This is a genomic window from Nitrosomonas sp., assembly GCA_031316255.1.
Taxonomy (GTDB): domain Bacteria; phylum Pseudomonadota; class Gammaproteobacteria; order Burkholderiales; family Nitrosomonadaceae; genus Nitrosomonas.
On record JALDQW010000001.1, the window covers coordinates 2,127,321 to 2,152,810 of the forward strand.

Consider the following 25,490-nt stretch of genomic DNA (forward strand, 5'->3'; position numbering starts at 1 on the left):
AAGCGTCCTCTTGATCGTGAAAATAGGAATAAAAAGGAGTCGGCGATGAAATTTTCCATTTACCGTTATGATCCTGATAAAAACGATAAACCTTACATGCAGGATTATGATATTGAGCTGGCCGCAACGGACAAAATGTTGCTCGATGCACTCATCCGGATTAAATCTGCAGACGACAGCTTAAGTTTGAGACGCTCCTGTACTGAGGGCGTGTGTGGATCGGACGCGATGAATATTAACGGACGTAATGGTCTGGCTTGTATTACGCCGTTAAAGGGCTTAAAGGAACCCATAGAAGTACGGCCGTTGCCAGGTTTGCCTGTTATTCGCGATCTCATTGTTGACATGACCCAGTTCTATCAGCAGTATCATTCAATAAAGCCCTATCTAATCAACCATAGTCCGCCACCGGAAACCGAGCGCTTACAATCTCCTGAGGAACGTGCTGAACTGGAAGGCGCTTACGAATGTATTTTATGCGCATGTTGTTCCACTGCCTGTCCATCGTTCTGGTGGAACCCGGATAAATTTGTTGGACCGGCGGGATTGTTACAGGCGTACCGTTTTCTGGCAGACAGCCGTGACCAGGCGACCGCAGAGCGACTCGATTATTTGGAAGACCCCTACCGCCTGTTTCGGTGCCATTCCATTATGAATTGTGTGGCTGCGTGTCCGAAAGGACTTAACCCAACCAATGCGATTGGCAAAATAAAAGATATGATGGTTAAACGAACGATATGAAAGATTTCGAGCGTGCACGCTGGCGATGCAGGCGTGGAATGCTGGAATTGGATATTGTTCTTCAGCGTTTTATGGAGAAATATTTTTGCCAACTCGGTACAGAAGAATTAATCCAGTTTGAAAAATTATTGTCACTTGCTGATAATGACCTGTGGGATTTGATTTGTGCAAGAAAGACAGTTATCGATGAGGATCTGGCGCCGGTATTAAAATTACTGCAAGATAGCTAGCCGTCCCACAACGAATGAACTGAATTGCAGCATTCTTGTTTGCTTTAATGTCCAAATGTGTATAAAACATCTATAGTAGTATAAGGCAGCACCGTGTAATCTAATTTAATGTAATACTTGGAGAAGTGAAATGGCACAAAAAGGTACAGCAACCTTGAGTTTTGGCGATGGCGGTGAATCCATAGAGCTTCCGGTTATGTCTGGAACGATGGGCCCCGATGTGGTGGATATCCGTAAGTTGCATGCCAAAAGCGGTTTATTTACCTATGACCCGGGTTTTCTTTCTACTGCCAGCAATAGCTCTGAAATAACCTTTATTGATGGCGACAAGGGTGTTTTGTTGTATCGTGGTTACCCGATCGAACAACTTGCCAGACAGTGCGATTTTGTTGAAATTTGTCATCTTTTATTGCATGGAGAACTGCCGAAAGAAGCGGAAAAAACCAGTTTTAACACTGTCATCAACCATCATACGATGTTGCATGAACAACTCGTTAAACTCTTTGGCGGATTTCGCAGGGATGCGCATCCAATGGCCGTTATGGTGGGTGTGGTCGGTGCATTGTCAGCGTTTTATCACGAAGCGCTGGATATTTCCGAAGCGAGTCACCGGGAATTGTCTGCAATACGTCTGATTGCCAAAATGCCAACCATTGCAGCGATGGCGTATAAATACAATATTGGGCAGCCTTATATTTATCCGCGTAACGATCTCAGTTATGCCGAGAATTTTCTACATATGATGTTTTCATTACCGACTGAAGATTACAAGCCCGATCCCAGAATTGTACGTGCCCTGGATCGGATTCTGATTCTTCATGCCGATCATGAACAAAATGCCTCAACATCAACGGTACGTCTGGCCGGTTCTAGCGGCGCCAATCCGTTTGCCTGTATAGCGGCAGGAATTGCCTGTCTTTGGGGGCCTGCACATGGCGGAGCAAATGAAGCCTGTTTGAATATGCTCGAAGAAATCGGCGATGTGTCGCGCATCAATGAATATATTAAACGGGCTAAGGATCCCAATGAAAACTATCGGTTAATGGGCTTTGGACACCGGGTATACAAGAATTTTGATCCGCGTTCGACATTATTGCGTGAGACTTGTCATGAAGTCCTGAATGTGTTGGGGTTACAGAATGATCGTTTGTTCAAGCTTGCGCTTGAACTGGAAAGAATCGTATTGGAGGATGAATATTTTATTTCCAGAAAACTGTATCCGAATGTTGATTTCTATTCCGGTATCGTTCAGCGTGCTTTGGGTATTCCAACCATCATGTTTACGGCAATTTTTGCGATGGCGCGAACGGTGGGTTGGGTTGCGCAATGGAATGAAATGATTTCTGATCCGGATCACAAAATTGGACGGCCACGTCAATTGTATACCGGCACGCCGATACGTGATGTACCCGCTGATTTCCGTAGATAATCCATAGTCGAGATTTCCGTGATAGAGAAACAGTTGCAGGATTCTTTATTGTTTGGTTCAAATGCGCCTTTTATTGAAGCAATTTATGAGGAATATCTGCATAACCCGATTTCAATTGATCCCGCATGGCGCGAGTATTTTGACAAGTTACATCAAGCTCAAGGTTTTCCTGTCAGCCAGCTCGTTAAAAGCACTACAGTAAAAAAGGAAAATGAGCCGGTTAAGTCCTACAAAGGCGATAAGCAAACCGATGGAATGGTTGTTCTGCCTGAAGTGATTCAGGCGGAATCGGATGACCGGAAACAAGTTGCAGTCCTTCAGTTAATCAATATGTACCGCTATGTGGGTTTGAGTCAAGCTTCGCTGGACCCTTTGCAATTTGATCAAAAGCCTTATCGAACGGAGCTTGACCCCGCAAATTTCGGTTTTACCGAGCAAGATATGGACAGCGTTTTTAATACGGGTTCATTGGCTGGTCCTGATCGTGCGCCTTTGAGGGAAATCCTGCAGATTTTGGAAGAAACATATTGCGGTACGGTCGGCGCGGAATATATGTATATTTCGTCAGTGGAGCAGAAACGCTGGATACAAAGCAGGCTGGAGACCAAACGTTCCAACCCGAACTACAGCGATGAATATAAAAAACATATTCTGGAACGGTTAAGCGCCGCAGAAGGTTTGGAGCGGTATTTGCACACCCGCTATATCGGTCAAAAACGGTTTTCGGGGGAAGGTAATGAGAGTCTTATTCCGTTGCTTGACTGTTTGATGGAATGCTCTGGAAAATCGGGCATCGATGAGATCGTGATCGGAATGGCGCATCGGGCAAGATTGAATGTCCTGGTTAATACATTAGGGAAAATGCCTGCTGATTTGTTTCGCGAATTTGAAGAAAAATATGCGCAGGATCTTCCCTCAGGTGATGTTAAATACCACCAGGGTTTTTCTTCAGCCATTAAGACATCAAGTGGCGTGGTGCGTCTGGCGTTAGCGTTCAATCCATCGCATCTGGAGATTGTTGACCCTGTGGTAGAAGGATCTGTGCGCGCCCGTCAGCATCGTTTCCGTGACAGAAGTGGCGACAAGGTTCTGCCCGTCCTGATTCATGGTGACGCTGCGTTTGCCGGGCAGGGTGTGGTTATGGAAACGCTTAATTTGTCACAGACCAGCGGTTACGGTACCGGTGGAACAATTCATATCATTATCAATAATCAGATTGGCTTTACCACATCGGATCCACGAGAAAGCCGTTCCACTTTGTATTGTACTGATGTGGCCAAAATGATAGAGGCGCCTGTTTTTCATGTGAATGGCGATGACCCTGAAGCCGTGACCATGATTACGGAACTTGCTCTGGATTTTCGGATGAAATTCCATAAAGATGTAGTAATCGATATGGTGTGTTTCCGGCGTTTGGGACATAATGAGCAGGATGATCCGATGGTCACGCAACCCAGAATGTATCAGATCATCAACCAGCATCCCGGAACACGTCAGCGCTATGCGGATAAGCTCGAGGCCGAAGGCGTTATTCTGCCGGGTGAAGCGGATACAATGGTGCAGGCATACCGCGATGCCATGGATGCGGGCATTAATCCCAATAAGAATATCCGCTACAACTATAAATCCCCATATTCAGTTAACTGGGCAATTTTTCACAAACCGTTTAAGTGGAATCAGCCGGTAAAAACGGGTATCGCGTTTGATGTGCTTCAACAACTGGCAGCGCGTTTAACAGATATTCCGGATAACTTTATCCTGCATAAACGGGTTGAAAAAATCATTGAAGACAGGCGGCAGATGGGCGCAGGGAAACTGCCGCTGGATTGGGGTATGGCGGAAAACCTGGCGTACGCGGCGCTTCTTTACGAAGGCTTCCCGATACGGATTTCCGGGCAGGATTCCGAGCGTGGCACCTTTTTTCACCGACATGCTGTACTGCATAATCAGGACACTACACTGGAAGACCGGAATATCTATGTCCCGTTGCGCTATATCGCACCGGGGCAACCCGATTTTGTAGTCATTAACTCGATTTTGTCCGAAGAAGCGGTATTGGGGTTTGAATATGGCTATGCAACCGCGCAACCGCATGAGCTTGTTGTCTGGGAAGCGCAGTTTGGCGATTTTACCAATGGCGCGCAGGTTGTTATAGACCAGTTTATTGCTTCCGGGGAAGCCAAATGGGGACGACTATGCGGACTGGTCATGATGCTGCCGCATGGATATGAAGGTCAGGGACCTGAACACTCGTCGGCAAGACTGGAGCGCTTCTTGCAACTTTGCGCGGATTACAATATTCAGGTTTGTATTCCTTCAACGCCGTCTCAGATGTTTCACTTGATACGCCGGCAAATGATCCGGCCTTTGCGCAAGCCGCTGATTATTATGAGTCCCAAGAGCATGTTGCGGCATAAGGAATCGGTGTCGGCGCTCGAGGAACTGGCCAGCGGCTCTTTTTATCCGGTGATTCCGGAATCTGAAACCCTGGCGCCGAAGAACGTTAAACGCATCATTGTATGCAGCGGAAAAATATATTATGAGCTTAGAGCCTATCGTAATGAGAATCAGATAGACAATATGGCCATTATACGATTGGAGCAGCTTTACCCGTTTCCGCATGAAGAGTTCAAACAGGAAATTAAGCGTTATGCACGAGCAAAAGAAGTCATATGGTGTCAGGAGGAGCCCGGGAATCAGGGTGCCTGGCATCGTATTCAGCATTATCTGCTACGCAATATGAGGTCTACCCAGATATTGGGTTATGCTTTGCGACCTTCATCCGCTTCTCCGTCGGTCGGCTATCTGGCGATACATAAAATGCAGCAGAGAGAAGTCATCGAAGCGGCGTTCCGCGAAAAAATCTAGAAAAAGGGGGCACTATGTTAGTTGAAGTCAAGGTACCCATGCTATCTGAGTCAGTTGCAGAAGCGACACTGATTTCATGGCATAAGAAACAAGGCGAGCAGGTTGAGCGTGATGAAAATTTGGTTGACGTTGAAACTGACAAAGTCGTAATGGAATTGCCCGCTACTCACGCCGGTATTTTGAAGGAAATTATCAAGGGCGACGGTGCAACCGTAGTCAGTGGAGAAGTTGTCGCAAAGATCGATACCGACGCTGCGGCATCCGAATCGGAAACAAAATCGGTAAAAAAAACGTCGTCAGCCAAGGAGGGTGGCGACGCTGAAACTGAAAAAACAGAGACAAAAGCAGATCCTACCATCCCGATGCTAATGCCTGCGGCACGCAAATTGGCAGAAGAAAATCATTTGAAGTCGTCGGAAACCAAAGCGATCAAGGGAACCGGGAGGGGCGGGCGCATTACCCGTGAAGATGTCCAGGCCTATATTGAGCATAAAGCGGAAGGTAAACCAGAAACTGCTGATGAAGAAGAATCAGCCACTGTCGAACCGGCTGAGCAACCTGTCAAAACACCGGAAGAGACTGCCGGAGCGGGCAGGAGTGAGCGCACAGACCGGCGGGTTACTATGTCGCGGCTGCGTATGCGGATTGCCGAGCGGTTGGTGCAATCGCAATCGACTGCTGCCATATTGACGACATTCAATGAAGTGAACATGCAGGCCATTGTTGACTTACGCGCACGATATCGTGTCGAGTTTGAAAAAAAACATGGTATCAAGCTGGGGTTTATGTCGTTTTTTGTCAAAGCGGTTGTGGCTGCGCTCAAAAAATATCCCATTGTTAATGCCTCGGTTGAAGGCAATGAGATTATTTACCATGATTACTACGATATCGGTATCGCCGTGGGCAGTCCGCGCGGTCTTGTCGTGCCGATACTTCGTAATGCCGATCAAATGACGTTTGCCCAGATCGAATTACAGATTGCCGATTTTGCCAAGCGCGCGGGCGATGGCAAATTAACCATTGAAGAATTAACCGGCGGTACATTCTCGGTTACCAATGGCGGCGTTTTCGGTTCCATGCTGTCAACGCCGATCATCAATCCACCGCAGAGCGCCATTCTAGGTATTCATGCAACAAAAGATCGCCCCGTTGTGGAAAACGGCCAAATTGTCATTCGCCCGATCAATTATCTGGCGCTATCTTATGATCACCGTATCATTGATGGCCGGGAGGCGGTTTTGTCCCTGGTTGCGATCAAGGAAGTACTGGAATATCCGATGAGTCCGTTGCTGGAGGGTTAGCGTGCGAGAGAAATGGACAATAGCATTCCAGCTATCCTGATGTTGGTGTTGAATTCAGTGCGGTAAAGCTGCCGTAGCTTGCGATGCGTAGCTTAAATGACATTTGACCTGTTCTACATTTTCCTATTTTCTGAGAATGTGTTTTAAGTTTTTTAGCGGATTTTTTTCTCGAAGCGTTCGAATGAGGTGTTATGATCGCATCCATAAAACAAACTCAAACACAGCTTAATTGCGAATCAATCGACTTCATGCATGAAAATTTTAACCAAAAAACAGACGGTGCTTTAATCCAATCGCGATAAACAAGCAAATGCATACATCTTTTTAACTCTTTAGGCGAAGTTCTTGACAAGGCTAATCATGATTGGTACCGCTAACACTCTCAAAATAATTTTTGTGGTTTGCGTGATTCTTTTCTCGGTTACCCTGTTCGCATATGCAGAGGAAGCAGTACAAAGCGATGAACAAAATTTCTTAAATTTGGATCAACCCAGTGCGGTCAGTGCGCCAGACGAAATACTGCTTGACAGACCACCCTATATGAACGTTGAAACTCCCGATGATATTCAGATTGATATTCCAGCTCATCCAAATGTTGAATCTCCCAAAGATATACTGATTGATAGCATACCTCCCTTGAATGTGGAGACGCCCGATGATATCCAGATTGACAGTCCGCCTCATCCAGCCGTTGACTCCCCCAAAGACATACTGATTGACAGAATACCGCCCATAAATGTGGAAACACCCAAAGCGATACGCATGGATAGACCCCTATAGCGTCAGCGCATTCGGAGATTAATCAGGCAGTTCAGTCATTGATAAACAGCGATTCGCTGAAATGTTTTTTCTGTTACAAACAAATCGCAATGGATTCATATGTTTCCTGTCCTTAAATGCAGAACGTTTTATTTGATTGGCTATCGTGTTAGGCAAATGCATGAGAAAAATAATCTAAAAAGCAAGAGGGAATTGACCGAAAAAGCGACTCGACAGTCTTTTCGGTTTGCAGAGCAGCTTTTCTGCACGCCTGTTAGACTGGTCACCGAACACTATCAGTCTTCGCCCGTTCAATTTTAATGCTACTGCTCGAAAACTGGTTTACGTTTCACTTGCTTATCGTGATGACGGGCGTTGCGATTTATGTGATTTCCTCACACAATCTGCACTTGCGCCGCCATCCTTCGGCGGCAATTGGCTGGGTCATCGCACTTGTTTTGTTTCCCTATATTACATTGCCGCTTTATCTGATATTCGGTATTCGCAAAGTAAATATCTATCTCCCAGCAAACGAACCCCAAGAATTCATAAGGCCGGTTCAATATTCGAACACGCTTACTGCTCGAACACAACAGCTCGCAGCCATTATGTCGTTACCTGAAGCCTGCGCTTATCAGCAACTGAACATTCATGAAGATGGGACGCAAGCATTGCTAGCCCTGCGAAATATGATCAACAATGCGCAGCACACGATTGATATATGCACATTTATTATTGCGCGCGACCGGCTGGGGGACGAGATCGTCCAAATCCTGAAAAAACGGGCACGTGATGGTGTTCGGGTGAGATTGTTGGTTGATGGTATCGGCGTTTATCTTGGCGGTCGCCGTGACTTTAAGCGTTTATCAGCTGCAGGAATCCAAGTGGCGTTATTCGTACCGCCACTGCGCTCTTCGCTGCAGGGCCGCACCAATCTCCGCAATCACCGAAAAATGGCCATAATCGATGACGAGTGGTTGTGGTGTGGAGGAAGGAATATTGCGGCTGAGTATTTCGAAGGCGATTCGACACAAACGCCCGCCGATATCCCCTGGATTGATCTGAGTTTTGATCTGAAAGGACTCCTGGCGATGCAAGCGCAAGCGCTTTTTGAGCAAGACTGGAAATTTGCAACCTGCGGAACACTCGCCAGACCACGCAAGCCGACTAACCGCGAATTGCAACCGGGTGCTATTGTCGGGCAAATTATAGCGAGTGGTCCCGATCAAATCGACGACACGATTTATACAGTATTAGTCTCGAGCTTTTTTAATGCGCACAATCGTATACTGATGGTGAGTCCTTATTTTGTTCCTGATGCCACTCTGCTTATGTCGCTGACACTCGCGGCCCGCCGCGGAGTTAAGGTGGATCTGCTTATTCCAAAAAAATCAAACCACTATTTGGCGGATATTGTCCGGCACCGTGCGCTACGTGAACTTGTCTCGGCAGGAGCCCGCATCCGGGTTTTACCCCGAATGATCCATGCCAAGGCAGTCGTGATTGATGACCAGCTTGCCTTGGTCGGCACAGCCAATCTCGATGAGCGCAGCCTGTTTCTGAATTATGAACTCATGATTGCATTTTACCAATCGACCGATGTCAGGCGTTTTGCCCAGTGGATCGAGCATCAGCGAAGCACTGCGATAACTTATACTCCGCACCCACCAGGCTTTTGGCGTGAGACTGTAGAAGGTTTGTTGTTGTGGCTGGCCTTTCAACTGTGAATCAAACCAAGTTCATCAAACCCCGATGGCTTTCATGTGCCGGATTAAGAATGCTCTAACAAAAACCACACAATCTCATATATATCAGTCATTTTTATCCTGAAAACATTCTCCAAACAAAATCACAGTAAAAATTTTGGGTTTAAGAAAACATTAACAGGACTTTAACATTTCATTGGCATTCAATTCCTTAAAATGAACTCAGCTTGGCTATCAAATATATAAATGTGCGCTCAATAAATTTTATGAAAAATCAATATGCAACATAATTGAGCATCAGCAGACTACCTGATTAAATGGAGGCATAAATGAGACTTAAAAAAAGAACAGTTTCACACGCATTCTTATATTGAAGATCATTGGACTTGGAGTAACGTCGCCATGCAATGCCGATACAGCCAGTAATAGCGTATCGATTATGGAAATTAATCAGCAAACACAGAAACTTATTCAATCGCTTAAAGATTATACCAATGTGCAAGGGGGCGAAGCAGTCCATAAAATTAAAACCGCCTTAGAAAACCTGGGTAATTGCATTGATGCGTTGGAGATAAGCGTCGACAACAATTGGGAAAACATGAAACAGGCTAGTCGCGAAAGAGCGCGTGTTAATCTGAAAACGCTCCGCATGCAGCGGATTCAAATGGCGCAGTGGTACGGCAGTTTGAAAAGTGGTTTTGTGGAGACCTGGGAACATACGAAGAAAGGTTTTTCATCTGCATACCTAAAACTCCATAAAACTTGGGAAAAGTATGAACAAGGATTTTCTTTCGATTAGTAGCAATGAGTGCGTGAGGCCCAAATTTTTAGTGTATTGTTTAATAATTATGCGGCATTGATGTTACGCGCTGTGCCGCCAATCAGTCGAACCAGAATCCTATCGGAAAGGAATATAATTCGGAAAATAAATGTGGATGAGTCAGTTTATTTTCGTTGAGATACCTCATTCCTATAGGCACATGGAAGAATACTTAGAGGGGAGAAATACCAATGAATCGACAACTTATACACACCCGTAAACATCTATTCCTAATAAGCACGCTTTTGTTGGCGCTGTTGCTCAACATGCCAGCCCATGCTGCTAACGCAACAACTGCCGTTACCTCTCCAAAGGCTGGAAATTATTGTCCAGGTGAAAGCATTCTGCTGATCGTGGCCGAAGAGCTGTCCGCCAGCCTGAATCTGGCTATGCGTTCCAAGGCTGCGCTGATAACAAATGATCAGTCGACGGCAGCGAGTGAATTGGCCTCCGTTGGAACCACTTTACAGCTTGCCGCTAGTCGTGGAGCTGCGGCACGCTCTGTCATGTTGATCGATGCCATCATAAAGGCAAGGACGGGAGAGGATTACGCTCAGATGCTTACATGGTTCCCTCTGGTACATACATCCTTGCAGATGCTGCTGGAAGATGCTGCCGGCAACGCCGCCGATGATTTAATTAGTCTTGCTGAAGATATTATGCAAGGTGGTAGAAACGGCGATCCTTTGGTGCCTTTAAAAGAAGCACGCCACATGCTGGCCTGTGATGGTCTGGACATTCCACTTCAAAATGCAATTCAGGCGCAAAGTATTTTGTTAAAACAATTCAGTCAAGGCAAATCGGCCAAAAGAGATGCCTACGATACGCTTCTTGATTCGCTTCGCAGCGCCCTGGCTTATGCAATGGAAAATCGTAAGCAATAACCTGAACTGAGGTGGATATTCTTCGCCAACGATTGAAGAATAAAGCCCTAGAATTGTAGTAAAACGATGTAAATAATGCTGTAAATTTCAGGCTGCTCGCAAAGAAATAGCTTATGCAGTAAATGTTCGGATCACCAGTGCTTGGAACGATGGCTGCGTTTCTCTAATGCGTTGCGGAGTCATCATTGCATTTGAATCTGAGCTTAAACGAAACTTGTTAATGTTATAGGATTAAAGAAAAAATGTTAAAAATCGAACTGGACAGTATCAATGGCATAGCAATTTTAAAACCGGATGGCGCTTTGTCAAAAAAGGATTTTGATGAAGCAGCCAGTGTCATTGATCCCTATATAGAAAGATACGGAAAACTCAGGGGGCTCATTATCAGTGCGCAGGCATTTCCAGGTTGGGAGTCTTTCGGTTCGTTCATAAAACATCTTGAATTTATTAAGAATCATCACAGTAAGCTATCACATGTGGCGCTCGTTACAGACTCTGAACTGGGTGATTTGGCTGAAAACATAGCAGGACATTTTATTGCTGCAAAAATTAAACATTTTCCCTATGATCATTTCAGTGAAGCGCAACACTGGATATTAAATTAAGCAGTCGAATTTGAAACATTTCCTGGGTACGCCAGCGCACAATGCCTGTTTGATAATATCATTTCTTATGTGCGCACATTATTGGGAAGTGATTGGGGTGCGCGTTGCTCCCTGCCAGTGGGAAAGTTCTGAATCTATGGATAGCATCCTTCCGGTTCTCCAGACTCCAACCCTGATTCATAGCCAACCCGTGATGAATTATATTCGCCACTGCCATTCACGCTTGAATGGCGGCGATTAATCAATTCAGGGTTGCGGGAACGTCTGCGGCCAGAATAATATCGGGTGCTTTAAGTGCTGCGTCGCATCAGCTTCAGCGTGGCAAATGCACCATGATCAACAAACATGGTTTAGTGACGTTGCTGTGAGCATCGATCGAGAAAGTCACGCGAATGTGCTTCTCCTTGAGACTATAATATTATCGGTTACTTAAGTATTTTGTGAAAAACCGAACGAAAGTTTGATGTCTTATCGAATAAAATGATCATTTGTTTTCAGGTTTCTGCATAGGAGATAGCCCTGATCCGGGTGCATTATTCTCACGCCCGGTACTCTCAAAGGTCATCATTCTAAAACTCATCAGTAAAGCCACTGCACCATTTCCGATTAAATTAGCTCCAACAAGAATGCCCAGCAATATTGCAGACTGCTGCGGCCAGCCGCTTAACAATATCATAGCGATGATGAAAGACAGTATGCCACTGACCAGCATCCAGCCAGCTTTAAACTCATTGTACCATTGCCAGAAAAAGGTGACTTTCATGACAGCCTCGACAAGAAATAACATGCCAACAGCAAAGGTTAATGCCTGTATGCCTTCAACCGGACTCAGTATCAACCATAAGCCAACTAACACAAAAATAATTGCCCATATAAACTTAAACCAGAACGTTTTATGCTGACGTGAGGCGAAAGCGACCGTTAATTGGAAACAGCCCCCCACAAAAAATACCCACCCTAATAATAGCTCAATGGCAATGCCTGCGATCACAGGTACAGTTAAAGCGGCTATACCGCCCAAAATAAAAATAACACCAAAAATTTTTAACCACTTGGTAGAAAGCTTCGATAAATCAGGCTGATGATCCGTTGTTTGCATGATGAAATCCTTAGACGAAAGCGTTGAGACGGAATGTTTGATCACATTTGTCAAATGTGATCAAACCGTATAGTTGCCACCCTGTTTCTTAAATTTTAATTGGCGGTAAATTGATGCATCTCTTTTAACGCATCATTAACATGTAGACTGGCTACATTGGCATGCCCCATTTTTGCATGCTTTATCGCTTCTTCCAAGTGCTTGATTGACGCAGTAATATGCTCGGCTTCCTTGCTATTACCTTTTCCAAGCACCTGTTTCTCAGCTTTTCTATCAAACGCTAAGCTTTTTTCTGCATGCTGAAGAATTTTCTTGGCATCGGCATTATTTGCTTGGGCCATCTCTGCATGTTTGATTGCTTCTGACAAATAATCTGATTTTCCGATAGACTCGGTCTGAGCTTTGTCCATAGAGTCAGTTTGCCCGCCGTATCCTGCTGCACTGATCTGGCCACTGAATAAAAGCGCTAAAATACCGACTGCTATAATCGTTGATGTGTTTTTCATAATAGAAATACCTCATTGCTTGTTGAAAATTAAAATATATGGGTTTCACAATACCTGTTCTGTTAATCATTCATATGCAGTGCCTCCTGATTTAAATTAATTGTAATGAACCCATCCTTTGACCGTTTGCTTCCATTGATCGAATCGCGCACTGATGCGCTCGGTCAGCGTTGGATCCTCCTTCCTTAGCTCAGCCTGTAATTTATCCAGGTCTATCGAAAGCGCTTCTACGCTGGCTTGATCAAGGTTGGAAAGGCGTGTGTTTTTGGCTTCGTTGAGACGTTTTTGTACATATTGAAGGGTAAAGCGGGCTTTATCGTACTGTCCATTATTCAGGAACCCCTTGGCAAGCGACAGATTTCCTAAGATCGCCAGTCTGGGATCGTCAATCTCTACTTCATCAACAATAGCACCCTTGAAAAGTGCAGCAAGCGCATTCTGCGCCTTCACATAATCTTTGTTATTTATATCCAGCATTGCCCTATCTAGACTTGCCTTAACCTGACGCAAGTCAAGCATGACATTCACATGAACCAGGGCTGCCCCGGTTTCTTTCATGCCCTTTTCTTTTGAATGTTTGAAGGTGGCTTCATAGTCACTGACCAAGAGTATGTCGTCCACAACGGGAACATAGTGTTCCTTGATCGTTTGACTCTCATCGTAGGTGACCTTGCCGTACTTAAATGCAGAATTTATCTTGAACTCTGGTGATTGTTGCGTTAATTCGCTTTCAATGTCCTGTGCTTTTTCGATATGACTGGATGCTTCATCGGGGAGCTTGAGGCTCAGCGCAAACTGCGCCATGCTGATATGCCCCATCATTTTGTGAACAAGCGTTTGGGTTTGTTCGCGTTGTTGTTCTATTGGCGTCTTTTCATTTATCGGCTGGCTTTTTGATGCATCTGTAGCGAATACTATCCCTGGCAGTACCAATGCGGCAGTCAGAAGCAAGCTGCAGACATGCGTATTTTTATTCATCTCATTCCTCCAAATTATTCGATAGTTGATGATTAATGTAGCCTAGTGATAGCGCTGCATCACAATTTACGATTCGAACGATAATGGAATGTATGTGAATACCAAGTTAAATTAATGTTAATGATTTGTTAATCTGAGATTTTTCTGATAATTGATCTGATTGGCTTTGTGTCGTTCTGCCAAGATACAAAACCCAATGGATGCTGCTGCAGAGTCACGCTTTATTTTTAATTTTTTAACATGATCTTGACATTGTCTACGTTACACTTGGGCTATGTTCATACGTACAGCAAGAAAATATACTGACAATGATTTAAAGGTTGTTCCTTATGAATTTTTCCCCCTCGGTCAAAATGCCATTGCTGTAATTAACGGGTCATATATAGGTAGGAAATACAATCATGAAAGTACTGATCATAGAAGACAACAAAGATATCGCCGCTAGTATTTATGATTACCTGGAAGCCTATGGCTACACGGTTGATGCAGCAGGTGATGGTGTAACAGGTTTGCATCTTGCGGTCTCGGGAAACTATGATGCAATCATCCTGGACTTATGCTTGCCGGGAATTGATGGTATCGACCTCTGTCGCCGACTTCGCCACGATGCCAAACGGCAAATTCCTGTGATTATGTTGACTGCCCGAGATTCGCTCGAGAATAAACTGGAAGGCTTCAATGCAGGCACAGATGACTACTTGGCAAAACCTTTTTCCCTAAAAGAGCTCGCGGCACGCGTTAAGGTTTTGTCCGAACGCGCAAGCCATAAACCGGCCACCCAATGGGTGGTTGGGGATCTCTCGCTCGATGTGGACGCTCACGAAGTCTATCGTGCGGGTATGCTCATTAACCTTAATCCGACACTATTTCGTTTGTTGATGTTTTTGATGCAGAATCCGCATCGTGTTATCACGCGTGAAGATCTCGAATACGCAGTTTGGAAAGATGATCCACCGGATAGCGATGCCTTACGCACACATATCTCCAATTTGCGCCAGCTGATAGACAAGCCGTTTGATTCTCCGATTCTACATACTATCCGTGGTTTCGGATACAAGCTCTCGGACAATCATGTAGATGGTTAATCGAATAGCACAGCGTATTACGCATGCGTTTTTAGTATTTGGAGCCGCATTAACACTGATGCTTGGACTGAGTTTTGTGGCTGCATTGAAATCTACTGAAACCAACATGCTTGATGACATATTACATGCTGAGCTTGATCAATTCCGCCTACAAGTTGAAACTGCGCGTTCACTTGGGTTGTTTCATTCGCGTACCACAATTATTTACGTAACACCGCTCGATAAAATATCCGACATGCCCGTACTTTTACGTGATCTGCCAGAAGGCATTCACGACGTGATGTATGAAGATCGAAACTATCGCGTACTGGTCAAGCATTATGATGGTATCCGTTACACCGTACAATTTGATGATACGAATATCCACAAGCGTAAACAAGATTTTATCCATCTCGTTTGGTTGTGTTCGATACTCATGTTAATAATTGCATACGTTATCGGTTGGTGGGAAGCACGCAAAGTCACCCAACCCATTACACAACTCGCCAACCATATCACTGCATCCCGAAACAAGCCAGAAATCCCCCTTAACTTGTCTGAGTTCAATAACGACGATGAAATAAGTCTTCTGGCTCACGAAATACAGAGTACTCATGAAAAATTGCAAAAGCTTTTGATTCGCGAAAAAGAATTTGCGGGCAATGTCAGTCATGAATTAAGGACACCTGTTACCATCATTAGCTTGACTGCTGAAGTATTGGCTGCAAAACCAAATCTATCTACTATAGAACAGGAACGAATTCAGCGGATTCAACGCGCAGTCGGCGAAATCTCTGAATTGATCGAAACTTTCTTGATTTTGGCGCAAATTTATAATGAATCGGATACCGCTCATTATTCTTATGAAATGGGACCCATTGTATACAAAGTGATTGAACAGCAACGTGTATGGCTCGGTGACAAACCCATCGAAGTGAGGGTGGTAGAGACTGCTCATTTTAAAGTATCCGCACCTGCGGGAATTCTCAGTGTTCTGGTTGCCAATCTGGTAAGAAATGCATTTCGATATACCGAACAGGGTATGATTACGGTGTCATTAACATCCAATCAACTCACAGTTGCTGACACTGGCGTTGGTATTGACGCCTGTATGCAAGAAAAAATATTTAATCGAAATGTGAACGACAAGTCGGACGATTCGAATAGAGTTAAGTTGGGTATGGCAATCGTTCAACGTATCTGTGAATGTTATGGCTGGTCAGTGTCCTTTGAGAGTGAAAAAGGAAAAGGCTCTCAATTTACAGTGTTGTTTGCTTCCCTTAAACATGCGCAGGCTACGCGATAAAATATGCCAGAATTTTTTCACTCATGTTTATCATTTGGAGATCATAAATGTTGAATCCAATTAACAATAGCGCATTCACCATGACCATTATTTTATTGAGCGCCACGATTACTGCAGGTATCGCCAAAGCCAGCCCAATCGTTAAAATTGATGGATCCAGTACTGTTTTCCCAATTACAGAAGCAGTTGCTGAAGACTTTCAGAAAGCCACACGCGGATCGGTCCGTATCTCGGTGGGTATCTCTGGTACAGGGGGTGGCTTCAGGAAATTCTGTCAGAATGAAATTGATATTGTTAACGCTTCTCGTCCTATTACCGCTTTGGAAATGGATGCCTGTAAGAAAATGGGGGTGCAGTATATTGAAATGCCTGTTGCTTTCGATGCAATAACCATCGCTGTCAATCCAAAGAACACCTGGAGCAAAACCATTACAGTCGATGAACTGAAGAAAATCTGGGAACCTGAGGCCCAAGGTAAAATTACCAACTGGAATCAAATAAATCCTGCCTGGCCTGACAAAAAAATTCATCTCTATGGTGCGAGTGCAGATTCCGGCACATTTGATTATTTCACTAAGACAATTGTTGGCAAAGCAAAATCAAGTCGTGGTGACTTTTCTGCTTCAGAGGATGACAATCTTCTGGTACAAGGTGTCGCAAACGATCACTATGCATTGGGCTATTTCGGTTTTGCCTATTACATTGAAAACAGTAAAAAAGTCAGTGCAGTTGGTGTTGATAATGGAAAAGGAGCCGTTTTTCCGTCTGCCGCTACTGTAGAAGACGATAGCTATCAACCGTTATCACGCCCACTATTCATCTACGTCAGCGCTAAATCAACGAACAAGCCAGAAGTCCAGGAATTTGTACATTATTATATGAAGCATGCGCGGGAGAGGGTGACTGAGGTTAAATATTTTCCACTATCTGAAGCAGTCTATAACCTCAATATAGAACACTTTAATAACAGAAAAGTGGGTACCGTTTTTAAAGACACGGGAGGAACCAACATAAAGCTGGATGAAGTACTTAGACTCGAATCCAGCTTGTAACAAACAGGGCTGGATATTGAGTGCTTTCACTATTGACGTCGATGCAGTTTGCCACGCTCAACACCGGAACATGAATTTTATGTCTGGCCTGTCTACTTAACTCAACCTATCTCACATTTGATGCGCAATGCGGTATTTTTAATGCACCATTTATAATGGCATGGCAAAGCCGCATGACAGCTATAGAATTTATATATTCCAGATGCATAGTAATCCGGTGATAGTGGTCTACTAAAATAGAATGTCTTTAGAAGAATTAATATCAACATATGGCTATATTGCAATAACAATAGGCGTTTTTCTGGAAGGTGAAACGTTTCTTATCCTGGGTGGCTTTGCTGCACACAGGGGCTATCTTGAATTGATATGGGTTATAGCATGTGCTTTTCTAGCCACATTCCTGAATGGCCAGCTTCTCTACTTTCTGGGTAATATAAAAGGCGAGCGCTTCCTTGAAAAAAGACCAAGCCTGAAACACAAATCTCTGAAAGTACTTGAATTGTTGCGTAACCATCGGATACAGGTGATACTGGGTTTTAGATTTCTTTATGGCTTACGAACGATGACTCCATTTTTGCTGGGTGCGAGCAAAATTCCACCATTGCAATTTCTGAGCCTAAATATTCTTGGCGCATTCATTTGGGCCATTGTTTTCGGCGTCTTGGGCTATATCTTCGGCCATACACTCGAACAAGTCCTTGGCAATATTCAACGCTATGAAATAGGGCTATTTATGGGTATAGCCCTATCGGGGATTGTTGCGTGGCTTATTCATTTTCTGGCCAAGCGCAACTGAATGGGCCCGATTTGCCCTGATATTTTTCAGCCGTGGGTGCGCAGGCCAAACTGGAAACGCTGTTCGGTTTATTCCTTGATTGTGAACTCGAACAGGCGCTAAAGTTTCGATATGAATGAGGAAACAGTTGCTTTGAGCGGAAACATTCGATAGTCATCAATAAACAATTTCAATATTTTCGGCCTTGAAGTGCTGTGTTAACGTCTGCAACAGTTGCTCGTGCAGGTTGACCCGCCAGTTGTCACCCAGGGTAATTTCACACGCGGCTTCCTGGTTCTGGTAGACCAGAGACACCGGACACAATAACTCTCCATTGCTCCTGCTGGCAGGGTGGTCAGAATGGTTTTGGTTGGAATAGGGCATGAGCAGTGTTTTCAAAGCCGCAGTTGCAAGCAGGGTGTCGGGGTTGCAGTGAAGCCTGATCAGCTTGGCGAAATGGGTGCGAATACCGGCAAGATCGTACAGCTTTTCCGCAGTAATACGCAATTCATCGCTACCTTCTTTATCGTTGTATTGACCGCGAATGCCTATTTTGGCGTCTGCAATCAGCAGTTGATCTTCCTTGAGCCAGTTACGGTGAATATTGAATAATTCATCAAATACAATGAGTTCAATATTGGCTTTGCCATCATCGAGACTGACGACGGCCATTCTGCCGCGCCGTGTCATCTGAACGCGAACAGCATGAATAATGCCCGCCACCAGCTGCGTTTCGCGCTGTGGATTTAATCGGTCGAGCGCGGTACGGACAAACGGCCTGATATCATCAACATAGGTATCGAACAGGTGTCCGCTGAAATAAAAACCAAGGCCCTGTTTTTCCTGCTGCAGTTTTTCCCGCTCCGTCCACGGGCCGCTTGCAATCAATGCAGGTTGCAGCATTGCTTCGTCGAAATCATCGAACAGACCGGTTTGATTTGCGCTGCGGCTCGATTGCTCAGCTGCTTCCATGGCTATTCCGACTGAAGCCAACAGGCTGGCGCGGTTTTCATAGAGGCAATCGAATGCGCCGACACGAATGAGCGACTCTATGACGCGCCGGTTGATAATGCGCCTGTCTACGCGACTGCAAAAATCAAACAAATCCTTAAAAGCGCCGCTTTGTTCACGAACTTTGATGATCGCGCCAATTGCCGATTCGCCGGTGCCTTTTACTGCGCCCAGGCCGTACCGGATGGTTTTATGGTCGGTTGGAACAAAACGATATGCCGACAGATTGATATCGGGCGGCAAAATGGTCAGTCCGTTTGCCAGACTGTCTTCAATAAAGATATGGACTTTATCGGTGTCGTCCATGTCAGCCGACAAACAGGCCGCCATAAATTCTGCTGGATAGTGGGTTTTCAGATATGCGGTCTGGTAGGCGATGAGCGCATAAGCGGCGGCATGGGATTTGTTAAAACCGTAACCGGCAAATTTCTCCATCAGGCCGAACAGCTCAATGGCATTTTGTTCGTTCAGATTGTTTTTAACTGCTCCGGCTACAAAAATATCGCGTTGCTGCGCCATTTCTTCAACCTTCTTCTTGCCCATGGCGCGGCGCAGCAGATCGGCGCTGCCCAGGCTGTAGCCACCAATGACCTGGGCGATTTGCATCACCTGTTCCTGATAAATCATGATACCGTAGGTCGAACTCAGGATCGGTTCGAGGCGCGGATCAAGGTATTCAATTTTTTGAATGCCATGTTTGCGTTCGATAAAATCAGGAATCAAATCCATCGGGCCGGGGCGGTAGAGTGCGACCAACGCGATAATGTCTTCGAAGCGATCCGGTTTTGCTTTTTGCAGCAGGTCTTTCATGCCGCGCGATTCAAACTGGAAAACGCCGATAGCGTTACCTTGCCGTAATAATGCGTAGGTTGCGGCGTCATCCAGTTGCAGTTCACCGATTGAAAAATTTTGATTGCGGGACTGGTTGATGTAACTGACGGCGCGATCGAGTGTAGTCAGTGTGCGTAATCCAAGAAAATCAAATTTAACCAGACCGATTTTCTCGACATCGTCCTTGTCGAGCTGACTGACTACCGAATCGGCCGATTCGGTGCAGTAGACCGGGCAGAAATCGGTAATTTTCCCCGGTGCGATCAAGACGCCGCCTGCGTGCATGCCGATATTGCGGGTCAGCCCTTCCAGGCTTTCAGCCAGTTCGAGCAGATTACGGACATCCTCTTCCTCGGCTGCGCGCTGGTTTAGTTGCGGTTCCAGTTCGCGCGCTTTTTTCAATGTCATGCCGATCTCGAAAGGAACCAGTTTCGCCAGCTGGTCGACAAAGTTATACGGCAGGTCAAGTACGCGCCCGATATCCCGAACCACGGCTTTTGCAGCCATCGTGCCAAAGGTGATGATTTGGGAAACGCTTTGTGTGCCATAGCGTTGTTTGACATAGTCGATCACCCGTTCACGCCTGTCCTGGCAGAAATCAATATCGAAATCCGGCATGGAAACACGTTCCGGGTTGAGAAAGCGTTCGAACAGTAAATCGTACCGTAGTGGATCGAGGTCCGTGATACCCAGTGAGAATGCAACCAGCGAACCGGCGCCGGACCCCCGTCCCGGTCCAACAGGCACGTTATTGAGCTTGGCCCAATTGATAAAGTCGGCAACAATCAGGAAGTAGCCTGCGAAACCCATGGAAATAATGGTGTCCACTTCAAATGCCATGCGCGCCTGGTATCGGGGCAGCTGTTCATGGCGCGTCTTTTCTTCAGGGTAGAGCGCCTGCATGCGTTTTTCCAGTCCGGCGGCAACCTGGCTTTTCAGATAGTCTTCCAGACTTTCGTGATTTGGCGTCGGATATACAGGCAGCTTGTTGACGCCGAGTTCGAGTTCCAGATTGCAACGCCGGGCGATTTCGACACTGTTTGCTAATGCAGCGGGTACGTCTGCAAACAGCGCGGCTATTTCCTGCTGCGTTTTGAAATATTGTTCTCGGGTAAATTTCCTGGGACGTCGCCGGTCACCAAGAATATAACCTTCTGCAATACAAACACGGGCTTCATGTGCGTCAAAGTCATCCGGTTCGAGAAACTGAATCGATTGTGTTGCGACGACTGGCAGATTGAGCTTGCTGGCTATAATCAGCGATTGTTGCAGTAAATATTCTTCCTGTTCATGGCCGTCGCGCTGTATTTCGATATAAAACCGGTCTGGAAAAAGTGCAGCCCATTCTTTTGCCTGTAATTCAGCCTGCTGAAAATTGTTTTTTAGGATGGATTGACCGATATCGCCAAAACGCGCGCCGGATAACGCGATTAATCCATCCATGCCGCTTTCTTCATTCTGCAACCAGGACAGCCGGATTTCAGCGCGGCCGTGCACCTGATTTTCAAGATGCGCGCGCGATAACAGGCGTGACAGCAGTAAATATCCTGCATAGGACTGGCACAGCAATAAAATACGCGCCGGTTTGTTTCGTGCCGATTCATTGGTGATCCAGACATCGCAGCCGATAACGGGTTTGATTCCGTTTTTGCGGGCATTTTGGTAGAATTTTACTGCGCCAAATAGGTTGGTCAGGTCAGTAATCGCCAATGCGGGCATTTGGTTGGTAGCCGCTTTTGCAATAGCGTTATTAATTCTGACAGTGCTGTCCAGAATTGAAAATTCACTGTGCAGGCGCAAATGTATAAATGCGGATTCGGCAGATGCTATGGACATAGGTGGTACAATTGAACGCTTTGTCGATTGATTGTTCAAAACAGGACATCGATCCTATCTTGTTTTTTTGTTCACATTATTAATTTTACCTCATGTTGACGACTCCAGAACTTTTACTTCCCGCCGGTTCACTGGAAAAAATGCGCACGGCGTATGCTTATGGCGCAGATGCGGTGTATGCCGGGCAGCCGCGTTATTCCCTGCGCGCCCGCAATAACGAATTTGCCCTGGAACAGTTAAGAACGGGTATTAGCGAGGCGCATACACTCGGGAAAAAATTTTTTGTCGCGAGCAATATCATGCCGCATAACGCCAAGGTTAAAACCTATCTGGCGGATATGGAGCCTGTGATTGCCATGCGACCCGATGCGCTGATAATGGCCGATCCGGGACTGATCATGATGGTGCGCGAGAAATGGCCGGATGTCCCCATTCATCTGTCCGTACAGGCGAATACCGTCAACTATATGGGCGTCAAGTTCTGGCAAAAAATCGGCCTGACACGCGTTATTCTGTCGCGTGAACTGTCGCTCGATGAAATCGCGCAGATCCGCGATTTATGCCCGGACATGGAGATCGAGGTATTTGTGCATGGCGCGTTGTGCATTGCATATTCGGGGCGTTGTCTGTTATCCGGCTATTTCAATCACCGCGATCCGAATCAGGGCACCTGCACCAATTCCTGCCGTTGGGATTATAAAGTGACGGCAGGCGGGGAAGGAGACAATGGAGATATTGAAGCAATCGAAAAAATCGATTTCGATTTTAATGAAGCCTTAAACGAAGCGAACAATGAAACCACCAGCCAGCAGCCGAGTGTGAAACGCCACCCGGCGGCCGACGCGGTTTATCTGATTGAAGAAAAAGAGCGCCCCGGTCAGCTTATGCCGATCATGGAGGATGAGCATGGTACTTATATTATGAATTCAAAAGACCTGCGCGCGGTGGAACATATCGAACGGCTGGTCAAGATCGGGGTTGATTCGTTCAAGGTCGAGGGCCGGACAAAGTCGGTCTACTACGTCGCCCGAACCGCACAGGTCTACCGCAAGGCGATTGACGACGCCATGGCCGGAAAAGCATTCGATCCGTCATTGCTTGGAGAACTCGAGGGACTGGCCAACCGCGGCTATACCAGCGGTTTTTATCAGCGTCATCAGACACATGAGACGCAGAATTACTTGCGCGGTCATTCAGAATCGAGCCGCAGCCAGTATGTCGGCGATATTACCGGGTTTGACGAAACCAGTGGAATGGCGGAAGTGCTGGTCAAGAACCGTTTCCAGGTCGGTGACCGGCTGGAAATCATACACCCTTCCGGAAATCAGATTGTCGAATTGACCCAGATGCTCGATACCAAAGGCAAGCCGGTATTTGCTGCGCCGGGCAGCGGTCACCGTGTTCGTATTCCGATGGGAAAAGCTGTCAGCAATGCGTTTGTGGCGCGGTTTTTATCGTAGCTGACAGAATTATTTACATTGATGGTGGAAAAAACTGATCATCGTCCTCGGCAGCCAATCCAGTTTTCCGGGAAAAGGCGGCAGGATAAAACCGGCATGACCGCCTTCATCGGGAAATTCCCGAGTCACTGCGGTTGATACTTCATCGGCTTCCGGCAATACTGAAGCCGGCATGAACGGGTCGTTCTGTGCATTAATCAGTAAAGTCGGCACCTGTATATGCGGCAGCCATTGCTTGCTGCTCGATTGCTGCCAGTAGTCGTCGGTATTTTTGAAGCCGTGCAAGGGCGCGGTGACGATATTGTCAAAATCGTAAATTGTCCTGCATTTTGATAGCGCTTTTGCATCAAACAGCCCCGGAAATTTTTCCAGTTTCTCAAATGCCTTGTACTTCAGCATGCTCAGAAAATGGTGCGTATAGACCTGATTAAAGCCTGAATCGAGCGCAGCACCCGCGGCAGCGAGATCGAGCGGAACGGATATGGCCGCAACGCCATTGATCCAGCTTTTTGCCGCTTCACCCTGTTCTCCGAGCCACTTTAGCAACGCATTGCCGCCCAAAGATACCCCAATGGCATAAACAGGCTGCTCGTCGGCGTTGTTTTGTCTGTTTTCCTGCACAATACGCCTGATCATCCAGTCAATTTCCGTCGAGTCTCCCGCATGATAAGCCCGTGGCAACCGGTTCGGCGAGCCGGAACAGCCGCGGAAGTGAATCACCACGCTATGCTAGCCGTATTGCTGCAGGATATTCTTGATGCTGATAATGTAATGACTGTTCGAACCGCCCTCCAGACCATGAAAAATAACCACCAGCGGCGCATTCTTGTTGCCGTCGAGCCAGTCGATATCGACGAAATCTCCGTCATCGAGCTCCCAGCGCACACGACGGTAGACAAACAGCGGCTTCTGGCGCATCAAATAGGGATAAATCGTCTGCGCATTGCCACCGCGCAGCCATTTTGGCGCGATATAGGGTTTAGTGTATAACGGGATTGAATCGGTTTTCATGCTGAAACTTGATATTTAAGGCTGAGGGGAGTTTAGCATATTGGGGAGGGTGCTCTTAAGAGACTTTTATGCATGTTAATGTCATTTCACGGTGAGATTGATGTAATACATATGATTCAGTCAGGTAGATGGGTGGCGAATTATCTAGAGGGCTGGTTGTCACTTTGCTGCCTTTGTTTAGCAAGTGACTGCGGATGAGTTTTGGGTGCATTATGTTATTATGCGTTGGGTTGTTGGAAAAGATGGGGTAAGGAGGGTGTTGGGTTGCAAGATTTGACCCCTATTTTGCTACAAGATTTGACCCCTATTTTGCTATTTCGAAAGTATGCACTTGCCGGATGAGCTGTAAAGCCGTTCATTCAAAATTTCTAAGTGTCGAGATTTTTTACACTCACTATCATTACAGAATCATCTCCGACTATCAACCAGCAATTTAATTATTTTTTTTTCTCATAATTATCCATTAATTATCAATTAATTGTGTTAAACCAATTGCAAGGATTGGGTTTAATGCCGTTCATTCAAAATTTCTAAGTGTCGAGATTTTTTACACTCACTATCATTACAGAATCATCCCCAACTATCAGCCAGCTATTTAATCATTTTCTTCTCATAATTATCCATTAATTATCAATTAATTGTGTTAAACCAATTGCAGGGATTGAGTTAATGGCGTAATTCTTGCTTGAATTTTTACAGAGCAAACTAACGCCTTTCTATTTGACTTATGTTAAAGGTTTGTTCTGAATAATTATTCTTAGAAATAATCCATTACGTAAAAAAGGAATGTTACAAAAATGAAAAAAATAGTCGCATTTTCAGCTCTAGCATTAACCAGCGCCCCTGTTCTAGCGGCTCCCTCGTTCAATCCAGTGCCAATTCCCGGTGTTTTAGCATTGATAGGCATCGGCGCACTGGCAATTGCTATCGTAAATTACTTTAAAAAATAATAGTCCGTAGCGTGATATTAATCAGTGTGTAAGTAATCGCAATTTGTGCTGATACTAACCCGTCGTTTTATCAGGAAACGCAAACACGAACACTTATGCTGCAATTAATACCAATTCTGTCGGACTTAAACGAAAAACTTTTCTGAATTGGACGTGTACGTGGTCTGAAGGGCAGTTCTTCTGCAACAACCAGAAACATGCGCGTTCGATTTGGAAAGGAACTAGTAAAAACTGATAGATGAGCCTTTCGCACACGCCTTATCTCGTT

At 45.6% G+C, this 25,490-nt stretch carries 20 protein-coding genes and 1 pseudogene; 16 read left to right on the top strand and 5 right to left on the bottom strand.

The features are described from left to right. The first annotated feature begins 45 nt into the window (after window positions 1-45). The 10 genes from MRK00_09430 to MRK00_09475 all read left to right on the top strand — a co-directional run bounded on the left by MRK00_09430 (window position 46) and on the right by MRK00_09475 (window position 11,343). Window positions 46-741, top strand: coding sequence for a succinate dehydrogenase iron-sulfur subunit (locus MRK00_09430; protein MDR4517592.1), 696 nt, complete (start codon window positions 46-48; stop codon window positions 739-741). Beyond that, window positions 738-971, top strand: a complete 234-nt coding sequence (locus tag MRK00_09435; protein ID MDR4517593.1) for a succinate dehydrogenase assembly factor 2 — start codon at window positions 738-740, stop codon at window positions 969-971. The genes MRK00_09430 and MRK00_09435 overlap by 4 nt, the downstream gene beginning before the upstream one ends. Window positions 972-1,101: 130 nt before the next feature. After that, the gene (gene gltA / locus MRK00_09440; protein MDR4517594.1) at window positions 1,102-2,400 is read left to right on the top strand and encodes a citrate synthase; all 1,299 of its coding nucleotides are present in this window, start codon (window positions 1,102-1,104) and stop codon (window positions 2,398-2,400) included. Window positions 2,401-2,418: 18 nt separating this feature from the next. Further along, entirely contained in the window at window positions 2,419-5,268 is a 2,850-nt protein-coding gene (locus MRK00_09445) for a 2-oxoglutarate dehydrogenase E1 component (GenBank protein MDR4517595.1), read from the top strand. A gap of 14 nt (window positions 5,269-5,282) precedes the next feature. After that, entirely contained in the window at window positions 5,283-6,569 is a 1,287-nt protein-coding gene (gene odhB / locus MRK00_09450) for a 2-oxoglutarate dehydrogenase complex dihydrolipoyllysine-residue succinyltransferase (GenBank protein ID MDR4517596.1), read from the top strand. 345 nt (window positions 6,570-6,914) lie between these two features. Then, entirely contained in the window at window positions 6,915-7,349 is a 435-nt protein-coding gene (locus tag MRK00_09455; protein ID MDR4517597.1) for a hypothetical protein, read from the top strand. 299 nt (window positions 7,350-7,648) lie between these two features. Then, window positions 7,649-9,055, top strand: coding sequence for a phospholipase D-like domain-containing protein (locus tag MRK00_09460; GenBank protein MDR4517598.1), 1,407 nt, complete (start codon window positions 7,649-7,651; stop codon window positions 9,053-9,055). Window positions 9,056-9,473: 418 nt separating this feature from the next. Further along, window positions 9,474-9,833: a hypothetical protein gene (locus MRK00_09465; GenBank protein MDR4517599.1), complete on the top strand. Its 360-nt coding sequence runs from the start codon at window positions 9,474-9,476 to the stop codon at window positions 9,831-9,833. A gap of 212 nt (window positions 9,834-10,045) precedes the next feature. Beyond that, the gene (locus MRK00_09470; protein MDR4517600.1) at window positions 10,046-10,738 is read left to right on the top strand and encodes a hypothetical protein; all 693 of its coding nucleotides are present in this window, start codon (window positions 10,046-10,048) and stop codon (window positions 10,736-10,738) included. A 242-nt stretch (window positions 10,739-10,980) separates the two neighbouring features. After that, the gene (locus MRK00_09475; protein MDR4517601.1) at window positions 10,981-11,343 is read left to right on the top strand and encodes an STAS/SEC14 domain-containing protein; all 363 of its coding nucleotides are present in this window, start codon (window positions 10,981-10,983) and stop codon (window positions 11,341-11,343) included. A 484-nt stretch (window positions 11,344-11,827) separates the two neighbouring features. On the opposite strand, the gene MRK00_09480 is transcribed toward MRK00_09475, so the two are convergent. From MRK00_09480 to MRK00_09490, 3 genes are all read right to left on the bottom strand, one after another. Then, entirely contained in the window at window positions 11,828-12,487 is a 660-nt protein-coding gene (locus MRK00_09480; protein ID MDR4517602.1) for an HdeD family acid-resistance protein, read from the bottom strand. A gap of 50 nt (window positions 12,488-12,537) precedes the next feature. Next, window positions 12,538-12,948 (bottom strand): hypothetical protein, encoded by a 411-nt coding sequence (locus MRK00_09485; protein ID MDR4517603.1) that lies wholly within the window; start codon window positions 12,946-12,948, stop codon window positions 12,538-12,540. 96 nt (window positions 12,949-13,044) lie between these two features. Then, window positions 13,045-13,926: a YfdX family protein gene (locus MRK00_09490; GenBank protein ID MDR4517604.1), complete on the bottom strand. Its 882-nt coding sequence runs from the start codon at window positions 13,924-13,926 to the stop codon at window positions 13,045-13,047. 401 nt (window positions 13,927-14,327) lie between these two features. On the opposite strand from MRK00_09490, the gene MRK00_09495 reads away from it, so the two are divergent. The 4 genes from MRK00_09495 (at window position 14,328) to MRK00_09510 (ending at window position 18,144) form a co-directional block, all read left to right on the top strand. Beyond that, window positions 14,328-15,011, top strand: coding sequence for a response regulator transcription factor (locus MRK00_09495; GenBank protein ID MDR4517605.1), 684 nt, complete (start codon window positions 14,328-14,330; stop codon window positions 15,009-15,011). Next, window positions 15,004-16,296 carry a HAMP domain-containing histidine kinase gene (locus tag MRK00_09500; protein MDR4517606.1) on the top strand — a complete coding sequence of 431 codons (1,293 nt, stop codon included), beginning with the start codon at window positions 15,004-15,006 and terminating at the stop codon, window positions 16,294-16,296. The genes MRK00_09495 and MRK00_09500 overlap by 8 nt, the downstream gene beginning before the upstream one ends. A gap of 47 nt (window positions 16,297-16,343) precedes the next feature. Continuing rightward, entirely contained in the window at window positions 16,344-17,348 is a 1,005-nt protein-coding gene (locus MRK00_09505) for a PstS family phosphate ABC transporter substrate-binding protein (GenBank protein ID MDR4517607.1), read from the top strand. A gap of 241 nt (window positions 17,349-17,589) precedes the next feature. Further along, on the top strand, window positions 17,590-18,144 hold the full coding sequence (locus MRK00_09510; protein MDR4517608.1) for a DedA family protein: 555 nt from the start codon (window positions 17,590-17,592) through the stop codon (window positions 18,142-18,144). 156 nt (window positions 18,145-18,300) lie between these two features. Here the strand turns inward: MRK00_09510 and dnaE are convergent, their stop codons facing one another. Then, window positions 18,301-21,801 carry a DNA polymerase III subunit alpha gene (dnaE, locus tag MRK00_09515; GenBank protein ID MDR4517609.1) on the bottom strand — a complete coding sequence of 1,167 codons (3,501 nt, stop codon included), beginning with the start codon at window positions 21,799-21,801 and terminating at the stop codon, window positions 18,301-18,303. Window positions 21,802-21,896: 95 nt separating this feature from the next. Between dnaE and yegQ the strand changes: the two genes are divergently transcribed. Further along, entirely contained in the window at window positions 21,897-23,261 is a 1,365-nt protein-coding gene (yegQ, locus tag MRK00_09520; GenBank protein MDR4517610.1) for a tRNA 5-hydroxyuridine modification protein YegQ, read from the top strand. 9 nt (window positions 23,262-23,270) lie between these two features. Here yegQ and MRK00_09525 read toward each other — a convergent pair. Next, a pseudogene (locus tag MRK00_09525) lies at window positions 23,271-24,272 on the bottom strand (alpha/beta fold hydrolase). A 797-nt stretch (window positions 24,273-25,069) separates the two neighbouring features. Here MRK00_09525 and MRK00_09530 point away from each other — a divergent pair. Then, entirely contained in the window at window positions 25,070-25,222 is a 153-nt protein-coding gene (locus tag MRK00_09530) for a hypothetical protein (protein ID MDR4517611.1), read from the top strand. Window positions 25,223-25,490 lie beyond the last annotated feature (268 nt).